The sequence below is a fragment of the Paenibacillus sp. YAF4_2 genome (genome assembly GCF_052113225.1).
In the GTDB taxonomy this organism is placed as follows: domain Bacteria; phylum Bacillota; class Bacilli; order Paenibacillales; family Paenibacillaceae; genus Pristimantibacillus.
This window is the reverse complement of sequence record NZ_JBFRCT010000007.1, coordinates 356,647-375,288: the sequence shown is the minus strand read 5'-3', so window position 1 is coordinate 375,288 and position 18,642 is coordinate 356,647. Positions and strand designations below refer to the sequence as shown.

At 46.7% G+C, this 18,642-nt stretch carries 19 protein-coding genes and 2 pseudogenes; 5 read left to right on the top strand and 16 right to left on the bottom strand.

Features of this window, described 5'->3' with window-relative positions:
• Positions 1 to 95: 95 nt before the first annotated feature.
• The 5 genes and pseudogenes from AB4Y93_RS18615 to AB4Y93_RS18595 form a co-directional block, all read right to left on the bottom strand.
• Positions 96 to 575: a DinB family protein gene (locus tag AB4Y93_RS18615; protein WP_441894351.1), complete on the bottom strand. Its 480-nt coding sequence runs from the start codon at positions 573 to 575 to the stop codon at positions 96 to 98.
• Positions 576 to 595: 20 nt separating this feature from the next.
• Positions 596 to 1,116 (bottom strand): annotated as a pseudogene (locus tag AB4Y93_RS18610) (GNAT family N-acetyltransferase).
• A gap of 1 nt (position 1,117) precedes the next feature.
• Positions 1,118 to 1,489: an iron chaperone gene (locus AB4Y93_RS18605; protein WP_441894350.1), complete on the bottom strand. Its 372-nt coding sequence runs from the start codon at positions 1,487 to 1,489 to the stop codon at positions 1,118 to 1,120.
• A gap of 18 nt (positions 1,490 to 1,507) precedes the next feature.
• Complete coding sequence (locus AB4Y93_RS18600; protein WP_441894349.1) at positions 1,508 to 2,227, bottom strand: GntR family transcriptional regulator; 720 nt, start codon at positions 2,225 to 2,227, stop codon at positions 1,508 to 1,510.
• A gap of 186 nt (positions 2,228 to 2,413) precedes the next feature.
• The gene (locus tag AB4Y93_RS18595; RefSeq protein ID WP_441894348.1) at positions 2,414 to 2,758 is read right to left on the bottom strand and encodes a DUF1801 domain-containing protein; all 345 of its coding nucleotides are present in this window, start codon (positions 2,756 to 2,758) and stop codon (positions 2,414 to 2,416) included.
• A gap of 136 nt (positions 2,759 to 2,894) precedes the next feature.
• Between AB4Y93_RS18595 and AB4Y93_RS18590 the strand changes: the two genes are divergently transcribed.
• The gene (locus AB4Y93_RS18590) at positions 2,895 to 3,503 is read left to right on the top strand and encodes a transglutaminase-like domain-containing protein (RefSeq protein WP_441894347.1); all 609 of its coding nucleotides are present in this window, start codon (positions 2,895 to 2,897) and stop codon (positions 3,501 to 3,503) included.
• A gap of 60 nt (positions 3,504 to 3,563) precedes the next feature.
• Here the strand turns inward: AB4Y93_RS18590 and AB4Y93_RS18585 are convergent, their stop codons facing one another.
• The 4 genes from AB4Y93_RS18585 to AB4Y93_RS18570 are packed head-to-tail and all read right to left on the bottom strand — an operon-like array spanning position 3,564 to position 9,527.
• The gene (locus tag AB4Y93_RS18585; RefSeq protein WP_441894346.1) at positions 3,564 to 4,868 is read right to left on the bottom strand and encodes a homocysteine synthase; all 1,305 of its coding nucleotides are present in this window, start codon (positions 4,866 to 4,868) and stop codon (positions 3,564 to 3,566) included.
• 36 nt (positions 4,869 to 4,904) lie between these two features.
• Entirely contained in the window at positions 4,905 to 5,882 is a 978-nt protein-coding gene (locus AB4Y93_RS18580; protein WP_441894345.1) for an aldo/keto reductase, read from the bottom strand.
• A 26-nt stretch (positions 5,883 to 5,908) separates the two neighbouring features.
• Entirely contained in the window at positions 5,909 to 8,122 is a 2,214-nt protein-coding gene (locus tag AB4Y93_RS18575) for an SfnB family sulfur acquisition oxidoreductase (RefSeq protein WP_441894344.1), read from the bottom strand.
• Positions 8,123 to 8,141: 19 nt separating this feature from the next.
• A complete protein-coding gene (locus AB4Y93_RS18570) occupies positions 8,142 to 9,527 on the bottom strand; it encodes an LLM class flavin-dependent oxidoreductase (protein ID WP_441894343.1) in 1,386 nt (461 codons plus the stop codon).
• Between the two features lie 446 nt (positions 9,528 to 9,973).
• Between AB4Y93_RS18570 and AB4Y93_RS18565 the strand changes: the two genes are divergently transcribed.
• Genes AB4Y93_RS18565 through AB4Y93_RS18555 form a run of 3 tightly spaced genes read left to right on the top strand, consistent with a single transcriptional unit; the run spans position 9,974 to position 12,683 of the window.
• Positions 9,974 to 10,999 (top strand): methionine ABC transporter ATP-binding protein, encoded by a 1,026-nt coding sequence (locus tag AB4Y93_RS18565; protein ID WP_441894342.1) that lies wholly within the window; start codon positions 9,974 to 9,976, stop codon positions 10,997 to 10,999.
• Entirely contained in the window at positions 10,989 to 11,651 is a 663-nt protein-coding gene (locus AB4Y93_RS18560) for a methionine ABC transporter permease (protein ID WP_441894341.1), read from the top strand. The genes AB4Y93_RS18565 and AB4Y93_RS18560 overlap by 11 nt, the downstream gene beginning before the upstream one ends.
• 42 nt (positions 11,652 to 11,693) lie before the next feature.
• Positions 11,694 to 12,683: a MetQ/NlpA family ABC transporter substrate-binding protein gene (locus AB4Y93_RS18555; RefSeq protein ID WP_441894340.1), complete on the top strand. Its 990-nt coding sequence runs from the start codon at positions 11,694 to 11,696 to the stop codon at positions 12,681 to 12,683.
• Between the two features lie 85 nt (positions 12,684 to 12,768).
• Here the strand turns inward: AB4Y93_RS18555 and bshB2 are convergent, their stop codons facing one another.
• The 3 genes from bshB2 to AB4Y93_RS18540 form a co-directional block, all read right to left on the bottom strand.
• Positions 12,769 to 13,425, bottom strand: coding sequence for a bacillithiol biosynthesis deacetylase BshB2 (bshB2, locus tag AB4Y93_RS18550; RefSeq protein WP_441894339.1), 657 nt, complete (start codon positions 13,423 to 13,425; stop codon positions 12,769 to 12,771).
• Between the two features lie 91 nt (positions 13,426 to 13,516).
• On the bottom strand, positions 13,517 to 13,864 hold the full coding sequence (locus AB4Y93_RS18545; RefSeq protein WP_208420346.1) for a YojF family protein: 348 nt from the start codon (positions 13,862 to 13,864) through the stop codon (positions 13,517 to 13,519).
• A gap of 83 nt (positions 13,865 to 13,947) precedes the next feature.
• Positions 13,948 to 14,502 carry a GNAT family N-acetyltransferase gene (locus AB4Y93_RS18540; protein WP_441894338.1) on the bottom strand — a complete coding sequence of 185 codons (555 nt, stop codon included), beginning with the start codon at positions 14,500 to 14,502 and terminating at the stop codon, positions 13,948 to 13,950.
• Between the two features lie 274 nt (positions 14,503 to 14,776).
• On the opposite strand from AB4Y93_RS18540, the gene AB4Y93_RS18535 reads away from it, so the two are divergent.
• Positions 14,777 to 15,595 carry a methyltransferase domain-containing protein gene (locus AB4Y93_RS18535; protein WP_441894337.1) on the top strand — a complete coding sequence of 273 codons (819 nt, stop codon included), beginning with the start codon at positions 14,777 to 14,779 and terminating at the stop codon, positions 15,593 to 15,595.
• A gap of 417 nt (positions 15,596 to 16,012) precedes the next feature.
• On the opposite strand, the gene AB4Y93_RS18530 is transcribed toward AB4Y93_RS18535, so the two are convergent.
• The 4 genes and pseudogenes from AB4Y93_RS18530 to AB4Y93_RS18515 form a co-directional block, all read right to left on the bottom strand.
• The gene (locus AB4Y93_RS18530) at positions 16,013 to 16,441 is read right to left on the bottom strand and encodes a GNAT family N-acetyltransferase (RefSeq protein WP_441894336.1); all 429 of its coding nucleotides are present in this window, start codon (positions 16,439 to 16,441) and stop codon (positions 16,013 to 16,015) included.
• A gap of 62 nt (positions 16,442 to 16,503) precedes the next feature.
• Positions 16,504 to 16,695: pseudogene (locus AB4Y93_RS18525) on the bottom strand (SDR family oxidoreductase); the annotation flags it as partial.
• 159 nt (positions 16,696 to 16,854) lie between these two features.
• Positions 16,855 to 18,171, bottom strand: coding sequence for a histidinol dehydrogenase (gene hisD / locus AB4Y93_RS18520; RefSeq protein WP_441894335.1), 1,317 nt, complete (start codon positions 18,169 to 18,171; stop codon positions 16,855 to 16,857).
• Positions 18,168 to 18,308: a hypothetical protein gene (locus AB4Y93_RS18515; RefSeq protein WP_441894334.1), complete on the bottom strand. Its 141-nt coding sequence runs from the start codon at positions 18,306 to 18,308 to the stop codon at positions 18,168 to 18,170. The genes hisD and AB4Y93_RS18515 overlap by 4 nt, the downstream gene beginning before the upstream one ends.
• Between the last annotated feature and the right edge of the window lie 334 nt (positions 18,309 to 18,642).

Below are 18,642 nucleotides of genomic sequence, written 5' to 3'. Positions count from 1 at the left end.
GACATGTTGATTATGAAGCCCAAAACTTTTCGACTGGCTTGTGTGAAAATTGACAAATTTCGAAACAGTTAACCTAGATTTTCAGGGAGGTTTCCTTACAAGCTGTTAGCCGCAAATCGTTTGAGTGTATTAATCGCGTTAAAGTGAATCCCTTCATGGAACAGGGTATAGCTTAGGAACTCCTCAATGGTGCTTAAGGCCAAGCCATTACCTGTTGTGAAAGGGGCTTTCACCTGCTCGTCCAGACGATGCTGCAATTCTTTCTTGATCCGTACTGGCTGTTCAGCCAGCAGCTTCAGCAATTCGTCGAGGGTCGGAAGCTGCTCATCCTGCCAATCAGCAGGCTTTGTTCCTTTTGAAAACCAGCGGTCATAGTTGTCCGGCAATTGCAAAGGCTCACCTGCAAAGAGGAACGCGAACTTCTCTTGGATGACATAAATATGACCAAGATTCCATCTGATGTTGTTATTAAAGCCCTCAGGTATGTAATCCAACGCTTGTTCCGGCAACCCTTGTGCTGCAGTTATCGTAACTTGACGTACAAAAGCAAGATGATTAAGTAAAGTTTGACTCATATAAACCCTCTTTTCTCATTTTAGACTTCGATCCAGAACCGTCTGATCACATTGCCATTTTCCTCAATATAACGTTCATCTTCTTTACCGCCATTGTTAAGAATCGTCTTGGCAGATGCCACATTACTCTCATCACAAACGACGAGAGCCTGATGAACACCAAGCTCCTTCAATTTCTGAAGTGACTGTGAAAGCAGCTTATTCGCATACCCTTTTCTTCTTGCCGAAGGGCGGATTCCGTATCCGATATGTCCACCCCTGTCCATCAGCCACGGCGTCAGCTCATGACGGATATTGACTGCACCAACAATTCCCCGATCTGCTGTAGCAAGCCAATAGGTCGTATCAGGTACCCATCCTTCACGCAGATCAATACCATTGGAGTGATCATCCAGCCACTGAATCATCCCTTCAAAGTCGGGTGGATCCTGCTCCACCACCCACGGAACGATATCTTCTCCGCTTGTTATCCATTCCTGATAAAATCCAGATAAGCTTCTTTCCACTCCATAGCAGGACGAACCAAGTAAACTTCGCTCATGCTATTTGCTCCCCTTCTCCCTGTTCTGCGCCGCTCTATAGGCAGTAATCCGTCCGATTAACTCATACGGAATAGGCTTATTAAACGGGAATTGCACGGAGCCTTTGGCACCTTTGTACGCAGACAGTTCCTCCTGAAAAGCACTAACTCCGTCAGCCGTCGGATAGAACCCGATATGCTTTTTGAAGGCAGCGTAATAGACCAGGTTTCCGTTTAGTTCAAATGCCGGCATCTGATAGCTGATCTTTTCCTTCGCATCTGGCGCAGCCTCTTTGATCACTTGCCTGATTTTTGTAAGAATGACCTGAAGTTCGGCGGGAAAATCGGCAATATATTCATCAATCGTGTTATATGTCTTCTTGTTCGCTTCCATGTTAGACCCCTTTCGTCTTTACACATCGTAATTGACAACATAAGGATGCATGTCCGTACTATAAAAGCCAACGCTGTATTCAATCAACTCTTGATCTGCTCCATAAGCAAAGCGGGACCTTTTTAGCAAAACAGCGCTCTCCGCAGTGATACCGAGTGATACCAACACGACTTCAGGAGCTGGCGATACGGCAAACTCATCCTGATAGCGCACTGGCACTACCCCTTGCTCCTCCAGCCAGTCGTAAAGCGACTGAATGGTGAGATTATCATCTGCACCTTGATGATATAGAGCAGCATTCAGATAATGTGTGTAATGAATATAGGGTTTGCCATTAAGCAGGTACAACCTCTCAACCTTTAACGCTTGTGGACCAAAGAAGCGATACGGCTCTGATCCTTCCTCATTGTCCGTCAGTCCTGCACGTATTAGCTGCTTGCCAATCTGATGGCCTTCTTCTACCAACACCTCGGTGAAACGCTTGAGCTTGGACAACTTGGAGGACGACGTATTGCGGATGACCCTCGTGCCCTTGCCGCTGCTCGTCTCCAAATACCCTTCCTGTACGAGCGCTTTGATCGCATTACGCACCGTTATTTTGCTTACTTGGAACTCCTGCTCGAGCTGCGGCTCCGACGGAATATTCGAATCAACCGGGTACACCCCGTGCAAAATCCGATCCTTAATAATGTCCATCACTTGTATATAAAGAGGCCTGTTATTTCGTATCAGCTTCATTAATGTCTATTCCTACCTTTCTACCGCTCATTCATCCTAATATCGGCTATTATACTGTTAAGATACATCGATTACCATTTGTGGTCAATGAACATTATAATGTTTGGCCAAAATAAAAAAGAGAACCTATAAGTTAATGAAAAAATCTTTCAGTAACTTACTGGTTCTCTTTGTGTAAGCAGTTGATTACAGTGTTGCCGATGCCTTGTTCAGCAAGGATGCCAACAGGTCATAATCAACCGCTTGGCCTGACTTAAATTTAATCGTCTTCCGTTCAGGCGGCCCTTCGAACTGCTCTTCTGGAAAATCCACCTCTGATGTGTTAAAAATAACAAAGCTGACGGCTTCTTTCGCTGTTGAGATGACCGCGGCATACTTGCCATTTTTCAAGAAATGCGGTTTCTTATACTGCATTCTCTCCTCGACACCTGGCACCGTCTGGTGAACCATGTCCCGAAGCTTGTTACATATATCAACTTGCCAAGGCTGAACTAATACGGTGATAAAAGACGTAACCTCTTCCAGTTTCATACGATCCTCTCCCTTAGCTCACTTTCTACTATTCACTATACCATTTTGACCAAATAATAGAAAACATACTTATTGAGTAAATATGTATTTAATTGCATAATTATATGATCTATTAATCTAATGGGGGAATCATTCTATGTCTTTTCGTTGTGAATCATCTTCATTAGCCGACTATCTGGCCGAATCTGAATGGATCGATTATCGTCATCCCTCTATTCTGGCTATAGCGGAGGAGTTACATAATCAGTCAGTGGATGAAACAGCATTTATCCAATCTGCCTTCGAATTTGTCCGTGATCGGATCTCCCATTCTTGGGACATTCAAAGCACTCGTATTACCTGCAAAGCCACCGATGTTCTTGCCTATAAAGAAGGCATTTGCTATGCCAAATCAAATCTATTATGCGCGATCTTGCGGAGTCAGGGCATTCCAGCAGGTTATTGCTATCAACGCCTCACCCTTGGGGATACACCAGAAACCGGCTACGTCATCCACGCATTAAATGCCGTCTATTTACAATCTGCCGACAGGTGGATCCGACTAGATGCTCGCGGTAATAAACCTGGAATTAATGCTCAATTTTCTCTAGAGGAGGAACGGCTCGCATTTCCTATCCGAGAGCATTATGAGGAACTGGATTACCCAATCATCTATGTGATGCCTCATACGAAGACCATTGATGCCCTTCAACAGCATAGCGATTGCAGAACGATGTACCTGCATGGTTTGCCTGCTGAGTTATAAGTCAGTGTAAACAAATAAATCCCTGGTCAATTCGACCAGGGATTTATTTCGAAGCTATTCTCAGGCAACCGGCAGAGCTTTCGCTGCTTCAATCGCCTGCTCCAAATCTTGCACAATATCCTTAATTGACTCCGTTCCGACGGAGAGACGAATCAGTCCCGGCGTTACACCTGCTGCAAGCTGCTCGTCTTCTTTCAACTGGGCATGAGTCGTGCTGGATGGATGAATAATGAGAGATTTTGAGTCGCCGACATTCGCTAAATGAGAGAACAGCTTCACGTTGTGAATCATTCGTTTGCCCGCTTCAGCTCCGCCTTTAATCCCAAAGGTAAGAATCGCACCTTGGCCGTTCGGCAAATATTTTTGCGCGAGTTCATAGGATGGGTGACTTGGCAGACCCGGATAGCGTACCCACTCGACATCCTCGTGGTTCTCCAGATAACGCGCCACTTCAAGCGCATTGGAGCTATGGCGCTCTAATCGCAGATGCAGTGTCTCCAGCCCTTGAAGCAGCAGGAATGAGCTAAGTGGTGACAGAGCAGGACCCAAATCCCGGAGCAGCTGCACACGCGCCTTAATAATATAAGCGATTGGTCCAACCGCCTGCGTATACACAACACCATGGTAGCTAGGGTCAGGCTCGGTCAGACCCGGGAATTTGCCGCTGGATTCCCAGTCAAAGTTGCCGCCGTCTACAATAACGCCGCCAATCGTGGTGCCATGTCCACCAATAAACTTAGTCGCCGAATGCACAACGATATCCGCGCCATGCTTGATTGGCTGCAGCAGATAAGGACTCGGAAACGTGTTATCCACGATAAGCGGAATACCATTCTCATGGGCGATAGCCGCTACTGCTTCAATATCAAGCACATCGCCTTTTGGATTACCTATCGTCTCGCCGTAGATCGCTTTTGTGCGATCCGTAATTGCATGACGGAAGTTTTCCGGGTTGCTGGCATCTACGAAAACAACCTTAATACCAAGCTTAGCGAAGGTGTGAGCGAATAAATTATAAGTTCCGCCGTAGAGTGAAGCCGAGGATACGATCTCGTCGCCCGCACCAACGATGTTCAAGATTGATGTTGTAATTGCTGCTTGTCCGGAAGCGACCCCTAGTGCACCAACGCCGCCTTCAAGAGCAGCAATACGCTGCTCGAATACATCCGTTGTAGGGTTCATGACCCGTGTATAAATATTACCGAATTCCTTCAGTGCGAAAAGGTTTGCCGCATGTTCCGTATCCCGGAAGCCATACGAAGTCGTCTGGTAAATCGGTACTGCCCTGGATAAAGTTGTTGGGTCGATCTGCTGTCCCGCATGCACCGCCAAAGTTTCCAAGCCGTAGTTATTTGTTTCGCTCATTGTTCATTCCTCTTTCCCTTATCCATTTATATAAGCTCAAACGTATTGCTGCTCTTCACGGCGGTCCGTCGCAAGCGGCGGCTCAGCCGATAACCGGGAGATCTCGGTTCTTTGCTCCGGCGTTAACGTAATATCCGCAGCGCCTAGGGAGAACTCCAACTGCTCGACATTACGTGCTCCAATGATTGGTGCTGTAATAGCAGGATGGCTGCCGGCCCATGCAACGGCAAGTGATGCGGGATGGTATCCATGCTCTGCAGCATAAGCCGTAAACCGGTCAGCCGTCTCATAGTAGCTGTCTTCCCCATACCGCGTAGTATAGTTTTTCACCTCAACCAACCGGCCGGCGTCCGGTTTATGGGACACGCCATACTTGCCGGTAAGCAGCCCGCCCCCAAGCGGGCTGTACGAGATGACGCCAAGCTGCTCCGACTGTGCAAGAGGCAGAAGCTCAACCTCAGCCTGCCGTTTGACCAGATTGTACATCGGCTGGATCAACTCGAAGCGAGCGAGGCTCTGGTGAATGGAGATGCCAAGCGCCTTCGCAATTTGCCAGGCCGCCCAGTTGCTGACTGCAGGATATCCAATCTTGCCTTGCTTCTGCAGATCATCCAGCGCACGAATCGATTGCTCAATATCGGTTAACGGATCAAAACGATGAATGAAATAAAAATCAATCCAATCCGTTCGCAGCCGCTTGAGGCTTGCTTCGACCTGGAGGGTCAAATGTCGGCGTGATGCCCCACGGTCATTTAAACCAGGACCAGCCTGAAACCCTGCCTTCGAGGTAAGAACCAGCTCATCCCGATGCCCGGTAATAAATTCACCCAGCCATTCCTCCGCTACTCCGCCGCTGTACACATTAGCAGTATCAAAGAAATTAATACCGGCTTCCCGGCTGCGTTTGTATAGCTCCAGCGAGGTTTCCCGATCAGCATTCCCGCCGAATGACATGGTGCCAAAACATAAACTCGATACTTGAACTCCTGTCCTGCCAATCGTTCTGTATTCCATAGTTCCTCCTGTGATTATCGAATGGTTTAGATCTTCTGCTCATGATAGACGCCGTTCAGCACCCAGTTCCCGACGTGACGCAGCTTCAATCTTGCCGGGTCATGAAGAGTATGAATACGTGCATTTCTCCAGTGGCGGTCATAATTGTATTTGATATCCATAGAAGCCGTTCCAGCGACCTCGAACAAAGCATTCGTTACCTCAATAACCGTCTCCGTCATACTGTATTTCGCAGCTTCTACAAGCAGGCCTGCCTGCCCTACATGGTCTTGGCTTGGTAAGACCTCTGCTTTATCCATCGCCGCCGCGGCCTTCTCCAGTAAGGCTTCTGAAGCATATAACCGAATGCCGAGCTCACCAAACCGGCGAATCATATCTGGTTCATCCGAAGCATGCTCTACACCACTGCCATAGGCAGGACGAGTCTTTTCCCTTACGAATGCTGCAGCATCTTCGAGTGCGGCCTGTGCAATCCCGGTATCAATGGCAGCATGCATAATCTGGCCATAAGCCAGATATGTATTTGGCAAATCGAATATGTGATAGTTCGGCAAGACATATTGCTCAGGAACTTCCACATCCCGCAAAATAACACTGCCGCTCCCCGTTATCCGCTGACCAATCCCGGACCAGTCATCAATAACCGTCACCCCTTGAGCATGCCTTGGAACGTATACGATAACCCGTTTGTCTTCCTCATTCAGCGCAGCCACCGGAATCCAGTTGGCATACAAAGAGCCGGTCGAATAATATTTGCTACCCGATAACCGGTAGCCTGCCTCTCCCTTGCTTCTTGTTAACCGGGTCGACATATGCTTAAAGTCTTTTTTTACGCCACGCTCTGCTATTGCATTGCCTAGCAAAGCCCCTCGAAGCACCTCACCGAAAAACAGTCTTTTCTGTTCTTCTGTTCCAACCAGCTCAACGGCCTTCAAGAAATAATAATGATTCTGCGGAATTTGTCCAATCGAGCCGTCTGCTTTGGAGATCATTCGAATGATGTCCGTTAAAGCAGCAGTCGAAATACCTGCTCCGCCGTAAGCCTGGGGTACAGTGGCCCCCAACAGACCACTTTCGGATAATTCCAGCAGTTCCGGAAACGGTAATCGCCGTTCACGGTCACGTTCCGATGCTCCATCTTTGATCGAATCAGCGAATTGCGCAGCTGCTTCAAGTACTTCCTCTTCTGTCTTCAGCACCCTGACAGACCGCCGATCGGTGAAATACTCCTGCGGCACATCCGTTATCGCATAAGGAGATAACTCCTTTGGGTTAAGACTTGAAATGACTCCTGCAGCCTCGGTCAACAAATCCTTTGTAAGATAAGTCCCCAGCTCTAACGACTTCTCCAAAAAATGATTGTCGAGCAGCCAGCTCTGAATCTCTTGCAGCTCTGTGGTAAGATCAGAGGTCAATTCCATATGAAGCTGGGCATGCAAATGATCCGAGAATACCGTTGTTATCTCCTTCTCGGGAACTCCCGTTAGATGACCTATTAGACGGTAAGTTTCCTCCGCATGCTGCTCTGCCCACTCCATCGCAGCAACAATATGGCCAAGAAGCCGCTTCGCTTCCTCAGGCTGCTCCTCGACGAACCGCATCGGTGCGGTTAGAAGAATCGGAACAGCATATCGTTTAGAATAAATAGAACGTGCACCGACAAACGAGCGCAGCCTTTGATCCAGTACACCTTCCGCATAAACAATGTCTGCTTCCCCCAACAGCAGGGCTTCCGTCAGCCGCTCGGCAACCGCTTGTTCCTCCGGAATAGCTGCCGAATGAACGATGAGCGGAGCGACCTTTATTTTGTAAGATTCATAGCTGTTCGTACTGCCCAAAAAATCGTGAACCGCTTTGCTTGCTGCAGCGTGCCAAGGATCCAAGGAGTTGTCAGCTAGCTTTGGAATGCCTAGTTCAACCCCGTTCAAGTCCTGGATGCCACGCAAATGGGAATCCGACCGGACAAGCAGCGAGCCGCGGCGAAAAAGCCGAGTTATGCCGAGAATTACACGGTTCTCCTTCTCACTCGCTAACAGTGATAACCCTTCCAATGGTTCATCCCAGCGTACAGCATACGTTTGCATCTCATCGAAGCTGATCCGGATCTCATTGGGCTGCATCGTCAATGCTATTCCTCGCCGCTTGAAATCCACGATCAGCTCGCCCAATTGATAAGCAAGCCCAAGCGCATGAGGCAACGGTGTCGCTGTTCTCGTCAAAAGATGTACCGTAGTGGCCATCTCCATCCTCCTCCTCTCTCTACACCCTGCTTTGTGCTAAGCTACGAAGCCTTGCCCCGGGATGACCCTCCTGCAGATGGCGTTTGCCTTGCCCGAAGAGCTTCTCCCGATAGGTGCCTGGTGCATATTCTGTCTTATAAATCCCGCGCATCTGCAGTTCAGGAACGACTAGGTCAACGAAATCTACCAGGCTGCCCGGCGTAATCATATGCGTAAGATTAAACCCGTCCACCCCGGTCGCTTCAAAATAACTTTGAATCCCGTCTGCTACTTCCTGAGGATTACCAACAATGGCAAATCTCCGTTTCATCGTATCGAAACCCTCCAACACTTCACGGACGGTAAGCTTCTTCGGACTATCTTTGGTCAGCGAAGCCGCCCGTGACTGTCCATGCTCGGTATGTTTATATTCAAATACCGCGTCGAGATCGGTATACTCCGCCAGATCATAGCCACTGGAGCCGCCATATTGCGCTTTCGCCGCTTCGCCGCTCCATAACCGCTTGTATTCTTCGAATTTGGCTTCAGCTTCTTCTGTAGTCTCTGCCACAATGACATTCAAGAATGTAAATGCCTTAATATGATCCGAATTACGGCCATATGACTCTGCAAGTCTCTTGATCTCTTGAATGGATTGCTTCGTCTGCTCTGGCGTCGGCCCTCCAACGAACAGGCACTCCGCGTGCTTCGCCGCAAATTCCTTGCCCTTTGGTGATGTACCCGCCTGATAAATAACAGGAGTCCGCTGCGGAGAAGGTTCGCTAAGATGCGGCCCAGGAACACGGAAGAAGCGGCCTTCATGATGAATCTCATGCACCTTCGATGGATCAGCGAACACCTTATTCTCCCGATCATTGATGACGGCATCCTCTTCCCAGCTTGCTTCCCACAGCTTATACGAGACATCAAGGAACTCATCTGCCAGCTCATAACGATCATCATGCTTGATCATTTCATCAAGCCCGAAATTTCGTGCAGCGCTTGGAAGATAAGAAGTGACCACATTCCAGGCAAAACGTCCTTTCGTCAAATGATCCAGCGTGCTCATCCGGCGGGCATGCGCATAAGGATGTTCATACGTTGTGCTGACCGTCAGGGCAAATGACAAGTTCTTCGTCACCTGCGCCATCGCCGGGATCGCAAAAGCCGGATCATTGAGTGGTACTTGCACAGCATCCCGAATGGAGGCATCTTTGCTTTTCTGATAGACATCGTATACCCCTATTACATCCGCGAAAAATACCGCATCAAGCTTCCCTCTCTCGAGCAGCAGCGCAAGCTCTGTCCAATAATCCAAATCCTTGTAACGCCGTGTTCTCTCGTTGCCTGGATGCTTCCAAAGCCCATGCGAATTATGCATCGCACTCGACATTTCGAAGACATTAAACAAAATTTGTTTCGCCAAGATGCCTCACCTTCCCTTTCCTCAAACCTATGCCAGAACAAGCTTACTATTCCGATAAATTAAAACGGATATAGAATTTGAGGCTACTCTACCACTGGATAAAGATGGATGTCAAGTGCAACATTAGCTAGCATATTTTTGAATTTTCAGGGATTGACAGCACCCTCTCTAACGCTTTATAGTAAATCCCAAGTTGGAGACACGGATATAAAAAATTCCGCCTCCAATAAGCAACAAATGGTTAAATAGTGTTGTTTTCGATACAGCTGACTGATCATTTCAGAACTGTGCGAACCATATCTCTGCCTGAGATAGAGGAGCCCAGTCTGATTAAGTGGCCTCTTCTTGCAAATAGGAGAGGCCATTTTTTATTTATTTTTCTAAGTATACATATGCGGTTACTAAACTTTATTCAAAGTAATGCGCAATAAAGGAGAGAATTTCACTTGATCAAATTTGAATCGGTGTCTAAAACCTTCCTGTCTCAAAAAAAGGTGGTTAACGCAGTCGATAACGTCTCTCTCTCCATTGCTAAAGGAGAAATCTACGGGGTCATCGGCTTCAGCGGCGCAGGTAAAAGTACTCTGCTTCGCCTGGTCAATCTATTAGAGAAGCCAACCAACGGCAGAGTAGTCGTAAATGAGCAGGACGTAACCTTGATCTCGTCCCGGGAGCTTAGGAAGCTGCGCAGACAGATCGGCATGATCTTTCAAACCTTTAATCTATTCAACTCCCGTACCGTATACGGCAATATTGCTTATCCGCTTAAGCTTGCGAGAATACCAAAGGAACAGGTCAAGGCTCGTGTAGCCGAGCTGCTCCGATTCGTCGGGCTCGAGGATAAAGCTGACCAATATCCCGAACAGCTGTCCGGCGGCCAAAAGCAGCGCGTAGGTATTGCAAGGGCGCTTGCTACATCACCCGATATTCTTATTTGCGATGAGGCTACATCAGCACTTGATCCCGAGACAACAGGCGAAATTCTGAGGTTGCTCAAGCGTGTTAATGAGGAATACAACATTACGATCCTTCTTATTACACATGAGATGCATGTGATCCGTACAATCTGCGATCGGGTAGCGGTAATGGAAAACGGGCGTGTCATCGAAGAAGGACAGGTCTTTGATATTTTCGCGAATCCACAAAAACAAACAACCCGGAACTTCATCAGCTCTGTACAAAACGACAAGCTTTCTCCGAAGCTGCTGAACATTCTGAAGCAGAGCCATAAAGGCCGGCTTTACCGAATTGTATTCAAAGGCGGTACGACAAGCGAACCGATCCTGTCACAGACCGCCAGGAAATACAATATCGACTTTAACATTATTTACGGCAGCATTAATGAATTACAGGGGCAGCTGTTCGGCAGCCTGATCGTGGAGTTCCCGAATCAGACACCGGAGCTCGATCCTATGATTCATGAGCTTGGTCAAAATGTTGAAGTGAGGGAGGTTGTCGACCATGAAAGTTGATTGGAATACGTTCTGGCCGCGCATATTTGAGGCAACAGGCCAGACGATTACGATGGTTATTTTCACCTTACTATTCGGGGCTATCCTGGGGTTAATAATCGGACTCTTACTCTTTGTCACACGCAAGGGTAACATTCTGGAGAATACCTTTGTCTTCTCCTTTCTTAATATTGCCATCAACATTATCCGCCCTGTTCCATTCATCATCTTCCTCGTCACAATTAGTCCATTCACCCGTGCCGTTATTGGAACAACCATCGGTACCTGGGCTGCGATCTTTCCGATGACAATCGTTGCAGCCTTTGTTATTGCAAGAGTTGTCGAGAATAATCTCGTCGCTGTTGATCCTGGCATTATCGAGGCTGCGAAAGCCATGGGAGCCAGTCCCGTTCAGATCATAGTTGGTGTACTCATCCTCGAAGCGCTTGGCCCTCTTATCCTCGGGTTGACGTTTATGACTGTCGCGCTTATTGATTTCTCTGCCATGGCCGGCACTGTTGGTGGAGGAGGGCTTGGTGATCTAGCGATGACTTATGGCTATCAGCGATTCGACGGGTCCGTCATGTTCGTCACGATCGTTGTCCTTATTATCCTGGTGCAGATCGCCCAATTTCTCGGCAACACGATATCACGTAAATTTTTACGCCGATAAACGGGATCTCCATATACAAAAAATAAAAGGAGTGTGTTAAAAATGAAAAAGCAGGTTCTCTTCCTAAGTCTCATGCTGATTTTAATTGTAGGGGTGCTGTCCGCTTGCGGAAGCAACAAAGATTCAAACAATACGACTGCTTCAGCTAACTCGGATAAGTCGACAGCAGCTAATGCTTCCCCATCTGCTGCCAATACGGTGGTTGAGCAAACACCAGAGCCAGTGAAACCATCAGAGCCGATTAAAGTGAAGATTGGTGTCTCCGGCACAGACGGTGAAACTTGGCCGCTGCTGAAGAAAAAGGCTAAAGAACAGCTGAATGTTGAAATCGAGCTTATTGAATTCTCGGACTATACTTTGCCCAACCTCGCACTCGCGAATAAAGAAGTTGATGTGAACTCGTTCCAGCATCTGGCCTTCCTCAGCCAGTTCAATATTGAGCATAATCTGAATATCGTACCTATTGGATCAACTGTTGTCTCACCACTTGGCCTTTATTCCAAAAAGTATAAGAATGTTTCCGAAATTCCGGATGGCGCGCAAATAGCAATACCAAACGATCCGGCTAACCAGGGACGCGGCCTTCTTGTTCTCCAAGCAGCAGGCTTGTTGAAGCTGAAGGATAATGTTGGTCTGTACGGCACGACAGATGATATTGTAGATAATCCGCATAAGCTCAAAATCGTTACGGTTGTGGCTCAGCAAACACCTCGCGTATTGCCAGACGTTGCAGCTTCCATCATTAACGGTGGGATTGCTGGCCAGGCAGGACTGAAGCTGTCGGATGCGATTTTCCATGATGATCCGTTGTCTGAGACGACTCGCCCGTACTTGAACGTATTCGCAACCCGCCTTGAAGATAAAGACAATGAAACCTACCGTGCGATCGCCAAGCTGTACCAAGATCCTGAAATTATTGAAAGTGTGAAAAAGGACTCCAACGGTGGCAGTGTTGTCATCGACGTCCCAGCCGAAACGTTACAAGGTGAATTAGACAAACTTCAATCCGAAATTAAAGTTGCCCAGAAGTAACTGGAAATTTCAATACAAGACCGATGAGACTTCAGTTAAACAAAAGAGAGGCTGCCCATTCATTCAGGGGCAGCCTCTCTTTCTGTTAATCAAACTTATACGTCCAGAACCGTTCCGTTCCGAACCGTTCTCGAAGCTCTTTGTCCGTATGATCCTTGTCTCCAAGAATCTCGCCTGCTTGGAACTGGGAGCGATGCGCTTTGATGGAATCCATCTTATGCTTCAAATAGTCCCGGATATCAAATGAAATATCCGGCTTGCCAATCGCCTGTTCATGGTTCCGGGAGAACGCCATGCAATACACAGGCGGACGCTCTGCCTCAGGCAGTCTGCCCACCGTCCGAACAACAGCTTCCCCGGTCGCATCATGGTCAGGATGGACACTGTAGCCCGGATAAAAAGTGACAACAAGGGTCGGGCGTACTTCTTCTATAAGAGCATTTATATGTTCATCGAGCAGCACTTTATCCTCGAACTCAATCGTTTTATCATGGAAGCCAAGCGTTCTCAAATCCTGTATGCCGATGGCTGCGCAGGATTCTTCAAGCTCCTTCCGGCGAATCTGGGGCAGTGTCACCCGGCTTGCGAACGGCGGAGTTCCCATGTTCCGGGCCATCTCCCCAAGCGTCAAGCACGCGTAAGTGACATAAGCACCTTGGTCTATTAATTGTGCAAGCGTCCCCGACAATCCAAAAGCTTCATCATCAGGATGCGGCAGGACGACTAGAATACGTTGTTCCATATTTATCTCTCCTTAAAGCTTTTTTACAGCACATTGCAGTATATAAGCCAGGAATTTTGTATAAAAGCTACTTCGGAAGCATTAGTTGCGTCTAGAATGGTTCGCGGCTGAGCTGAAGTGATACAACCAGCTTGCCCTGCTGATCATGGCCGGCGAGAATAAGTCGTTCCGGCTCGCTTTCTACATAATGGGTAAGTCCTTCCGAGTATACCCATCCGTGATTCATTTTGAGTCCTACACGGAATGGACCATTGCCAGAGATCGAACCATGTGAATATTGAATAACCGCATTGGTTATAAAAGTAGCTGCCGGATGCTTAGAGGCGTCCATATGAGCCGCGTAAGCTCCTGTCGTCATCTCAAGATGAATATACACATCCTGATCTTTCAAGCTATCCAGACGTCTTTGTATTTCCGCTGGTTGAATCGGTTGTATCATCTTGGATCCTCCTTAAACTTACAGATCATTTCGAGTAATTGAGAAGATTGTATAGTAAAACGATCGGAATTACAACAATTAGATTAGCTAATCGTTACCGGCTTCTCATAAAGATTAAATTCACCGATCGGATTTACTGCCGTTCCTTTAAACGCATAGCCGCAGCTATTCTTATAGAAGTCGTTCAGCTTCGGATTATTGGCAATACAATCGAGTCGGATACGGTCTTTCCCCGGGAAATGAATGCCTGAGCTCGCCCAGCGAACGATCTCTTCACCGAGATTTTTGCCCGCTGCCGCTCGGTTAATATTCAGCCTGTGCAGATAGACGGAGTTCTCATGCCCTTCTTCTCCCCATAGTTCCTTATCCCATGGGCTTGCCTGCTGCATCAGCATAACCATACCCATTAAGGTATCATTCTGGACAAAAATATACACCTCACCGCGCTTAATCGCTTCTGGCGTCCGATGGGAGTCTTCTCCTTGCAGAAGACCACTCCATTGCGTAGAGCCTTTGCTTTTCAGCCATTCCGCTGTATTAACAAGAAGCTGCAGGACAGCCGCTGTATCTTCTTCCCTTGCCTGAAAGACTTCTATATCTGACTGAATAGTCCCAATATGATCTGTTCGTGTAAACATGATGAGTGATCTCCTCCTAATCATAAAGTTACTATAAGTATACAATGTTAGAGCAAGATAAACGAATTTACATCATTAAGCTTTTACAGGGATTATATCACTAATGATTCATCGGCAGCGGCCTCAACAAGCTCATGCTCCAAATGGGACGGAAACAATGCATAAAACCAAACTCAACCACAGGTTGAGTCACCTGAAAAATCAATTAGGAAGTTATTGTTTGCGCCAAACAACTTCAATAGAATGAGTAATAACAAAGGAGTGTGAGCGGCCTATGAAAGAGAAATTAGCGCGGAACATTAGCATTTATCGGAAAGAACGGGGTCTTACGCAAGAGGAACTCGCAACAAGGCTAGGTATTTCTTTTCAAGCTGTATCCAAATGGGAGAACGCACAGACGATGCCCGACCTTTCGCTGCTGCCTGAATTATGTCGTACCCTTCAAGTAAACATCGACAAGCTGCTTGGGTATGTGTCGCAGGATCAGCCCATTACGATTTATGAAGAGGAGTACAAAACTGAGAGTTATTACTGGGGAACGGAGCCAAACAGCGGTGTCTATCGGGTGCTGCAGCATATGCCGCCAACAAGACGACTTAAGCTGCTAGATATCGGCTGTGGTGAAGGCAGAGACGCTGTTTTTTTTGCAAGGAATGGGTACGAGGTTACAGGGATTGATGTGTCGGACGCCGGGATTGAGAAGACGAAACGACTTGCTGACGGGGCCGGCGTCCATGTGGATGTTATCAAAGCGGATGTGCTGGATTTTCGGTTGAATATACCTTACGACATTGTGTATTCTAGCGGTGTGCTTCACTATATAAAGCCGGAGTTCCGCCAGGAGGTTTTCGCGAACTATAAACAGTTTACGAATCCAGGCGGAATCCATGTTCTGAACGTTTTCGTGAATAAGCCATTTATCGCGCCACCACCGGAAAAGGAACCTCATGCCTACAAGTGGCATTCGGGCGAGCTTCTCACCCATTACCATGACTGGTTAATCAAGGACAGCTCCGAGATCGTGTTTGACTGCAACTCCAGCGGCATTCCTCATCAGCATGCAATGAGCACGATTATGGCTCAGAAGGTATAAAGATTATTATTAGACTAGAACCAGTCGGGATGTTCACCTCTTGTAATTGTTATATCCGTAGGGAATATGATTCTATTAAACTTCCCTGTGTCCGCATCAATGGTAATGAGAGTATCGTCAATGTAGATATCCCATACTGTATTCCCAGTTGCTCTATTCCATAACGTATCATTGTCTAGAATTATATATGTAGGAATACTATCCGTTCTGTAATTTAAGTCCAAGTGATGATTAACAGAATCGAGATACAATCTCGCTTTTGCTAGAGCCTCTTGTTTCGTAAGCAGCGGTTTTTGCATTTCGTAAACACCATAAATAGCTGTAATAATAAACAAAGAGAGGAAACAAGAAGCTATTAATTTTTTCACCATTTTAAAAGTTACCTCGCTCATGTCTTCCGTTAATTCCAAATATGGCTTAGAAGATGGCTTTCTTAAAGTAATAGTGGTTACTCCCGAGTGGGGCATCTTTAAATACTGCTACTTCTATATAAGCATTCTTTTGATAAAATTCAGGAGCTTGGAAACTGAAGGTATTCAGCTTAATAAACGTACAACCTTTTTCTTTTGCAATGCGCTCAATTTGATGTAACAAGTGTGACCCATATCCTAGCCCTCTTTGAGATTCCTCAACCCATAGAATTTCTACTTCAATCCAATTCCAACAGAGAGTCGACAATAATCCACCAATCACCTTGCCACTATCATCTTTGATTGTAAGATTTATTTCTTCAAAACGTGAACTTAGATTTTCAGGCACATGTTCCGCATTAAACTCAATTAATCTCTTTCTTATATAGGCACTTTCTTCTTCATTCCCTAATAAAACCACTGGTTCGTTGGCCATGTTGGTCCTCACTTTCTACTGCCAAAAGGCAGCCGTTCATTCTGATCAGTTGCCTCTACGGACTACTTATTTATAAAACCGCCCTCTGAAACTATTCGCTGTCCCGTAACCCATCCTGCTTCATCACTCACTAAGAAGGTAATTAATCTTGCAGCATCCTCGGGCTGTCCACTTCTCCCCATTGGGAACATTGGCAGTAAATAGGACTTAACATTTTCATCCATCCAGCCACTGTCCGTTGGACCAGGATCAACTGTGTAAAAAGAATATCAGCCGTTCACGACTGGCACCAGTAACGATGGCCACACGTCCCTTAAGTTTAAGTCCCATTAAGACACTCGACCTTCTTTTTGTCTATTCAATTTATTTCCATTATCCTGCGAGTCAGCTCAACAGGCAACCCCATCAATCTTCTAGTTAACATTAGATAAACGAATTTGCGCCGCTCGTACATGGCATGGCAGTTGTTCATAGGAGCCAAGCTCCTTGATAATTGGATAAATGTGCTGTAGCGCCTCCTGATTTAGCTGCCCGATGGTCGAATATTTCACCATTTCCTTCGAAGTTACGCCAGAGAAGGCCTTCGCGAAATGATTAGTTGGCAGCACAGCCGTAATACCTATCCCATAATTAGCTGCCGAGAATGGAGTATATTCACCTATTAAAATTTYACCGGCATGTTTGATCTGCTTCAGAAGCTGCTCTTCTTGCTGGCAAACAATCATTAAATGCTCAGGAGCAAACCAGTTAATAAAAGATGCCGCCTGATTCAAAGTAGGCGCGACAATAATAGCACCTTTGCCACTTGGCCCAAAAATCTGCTGTAAATTTGCTCTCCGGCTTTCTTCTACTTCAGTGATACAAGCATAAAGTTTTCCCTGCACTTGTTCAGCCAAACGTGGCGAGGTTGTAATGAAAAGCGCGGAGGAGTCGGGACCATGCTCCCCTTCGTTTATTAGATCGAGGGCTACTCTAAGTGGATCAGCCGACTCATCTGCAAAGATCGCACACTCTGTTGGTCCGATGCCTAACACGCTCTTTTTCCCAAAAGTCATCGCTACACTCATTGCCGCTGCAATACCGCCTGGACCCGGCCCAAAAATCCCATCTACTTCTGGAATAGTTGTCGTTCCCTGTGCAAAGCCTGCAATAATTGCCACCCCATTGCCGACGAAAAATTGATTCGCACCTGCCAGCTTGGCCGCAGCAACGGTTCCCGGGTCGCCAAGTCCATCCTTGTGCGGCGGCATCCCAACAAAAATACGAGGCACACCTGCAGCCTTAGCTGCTGTTACCAGCATGATCGCGGTTGAGAGAAGTGGTCCTTTTCTCGCAGGAATCCAAATTCCAACGGAATCTAGGGGGCGGACGGTTTCACCAATTCGGGTTCCGGGTCTGATGTTACGCTCCCAAGATTGAGGAAGCATAGCGAGGTTCACTTCCATAACATGATGAATAGCTTGATCAATAGCAGATTTTAATGAAGGTGTAAGAGAAGAGATACAACCATTAACATAATCCTCGTCCAGAACTAACGTATTCAATTCAACGTCGTCAAATTTTATAGTGTAACTTCTAATCGCCTTATCCCCTTGTTTCGCCACATCATCGAAAATCGCTAAAACTCCATTAAGCACATCTCTATTGAACAAGGATTTGTGGGTTTGAAACCTGGCTTGGAGCAGCTCCATCTTTTCTGGAATGTCGTAGATCAAGGTTTGGGTTCTCATTGTATGCCTCCCCCTTTGATTTGCTCAATTGCTTCCTCCGCCGTTACAACCGCTTCCTTGCCGATTTTCACTTCATCTTTTCCGCAAAACTTGTTTTCTTTTCCAAAAAAATGATTGGTACCTTTTACATTTTGCATAGCCAGCACTCCTCTTCAAATGGATAAAACAAAAAAACGCGCAGGACCTCTTGGTCCTGCGCACTTCCTATGCCGCAGGGAGGCCAACGCGAAATGCGTTAGCCCTCCCTAGATTTTTATCCTAGGGGTGCTAACGCTGTTTGTGATGATGAAGTTGTTGATTAAGTATGCTTCTGTTCATATACAAAACCCCTTCATTCAACCCAAATAATTACAAACGATTATAACAAGAGCTTCATTGAGATGCAACTTATTCCTTTGTTCATTCACGTTGGAATACATACAGTAAAATTAGAATAAAGGAGCGAACGAAGTATCTACGTTGCACTTTATA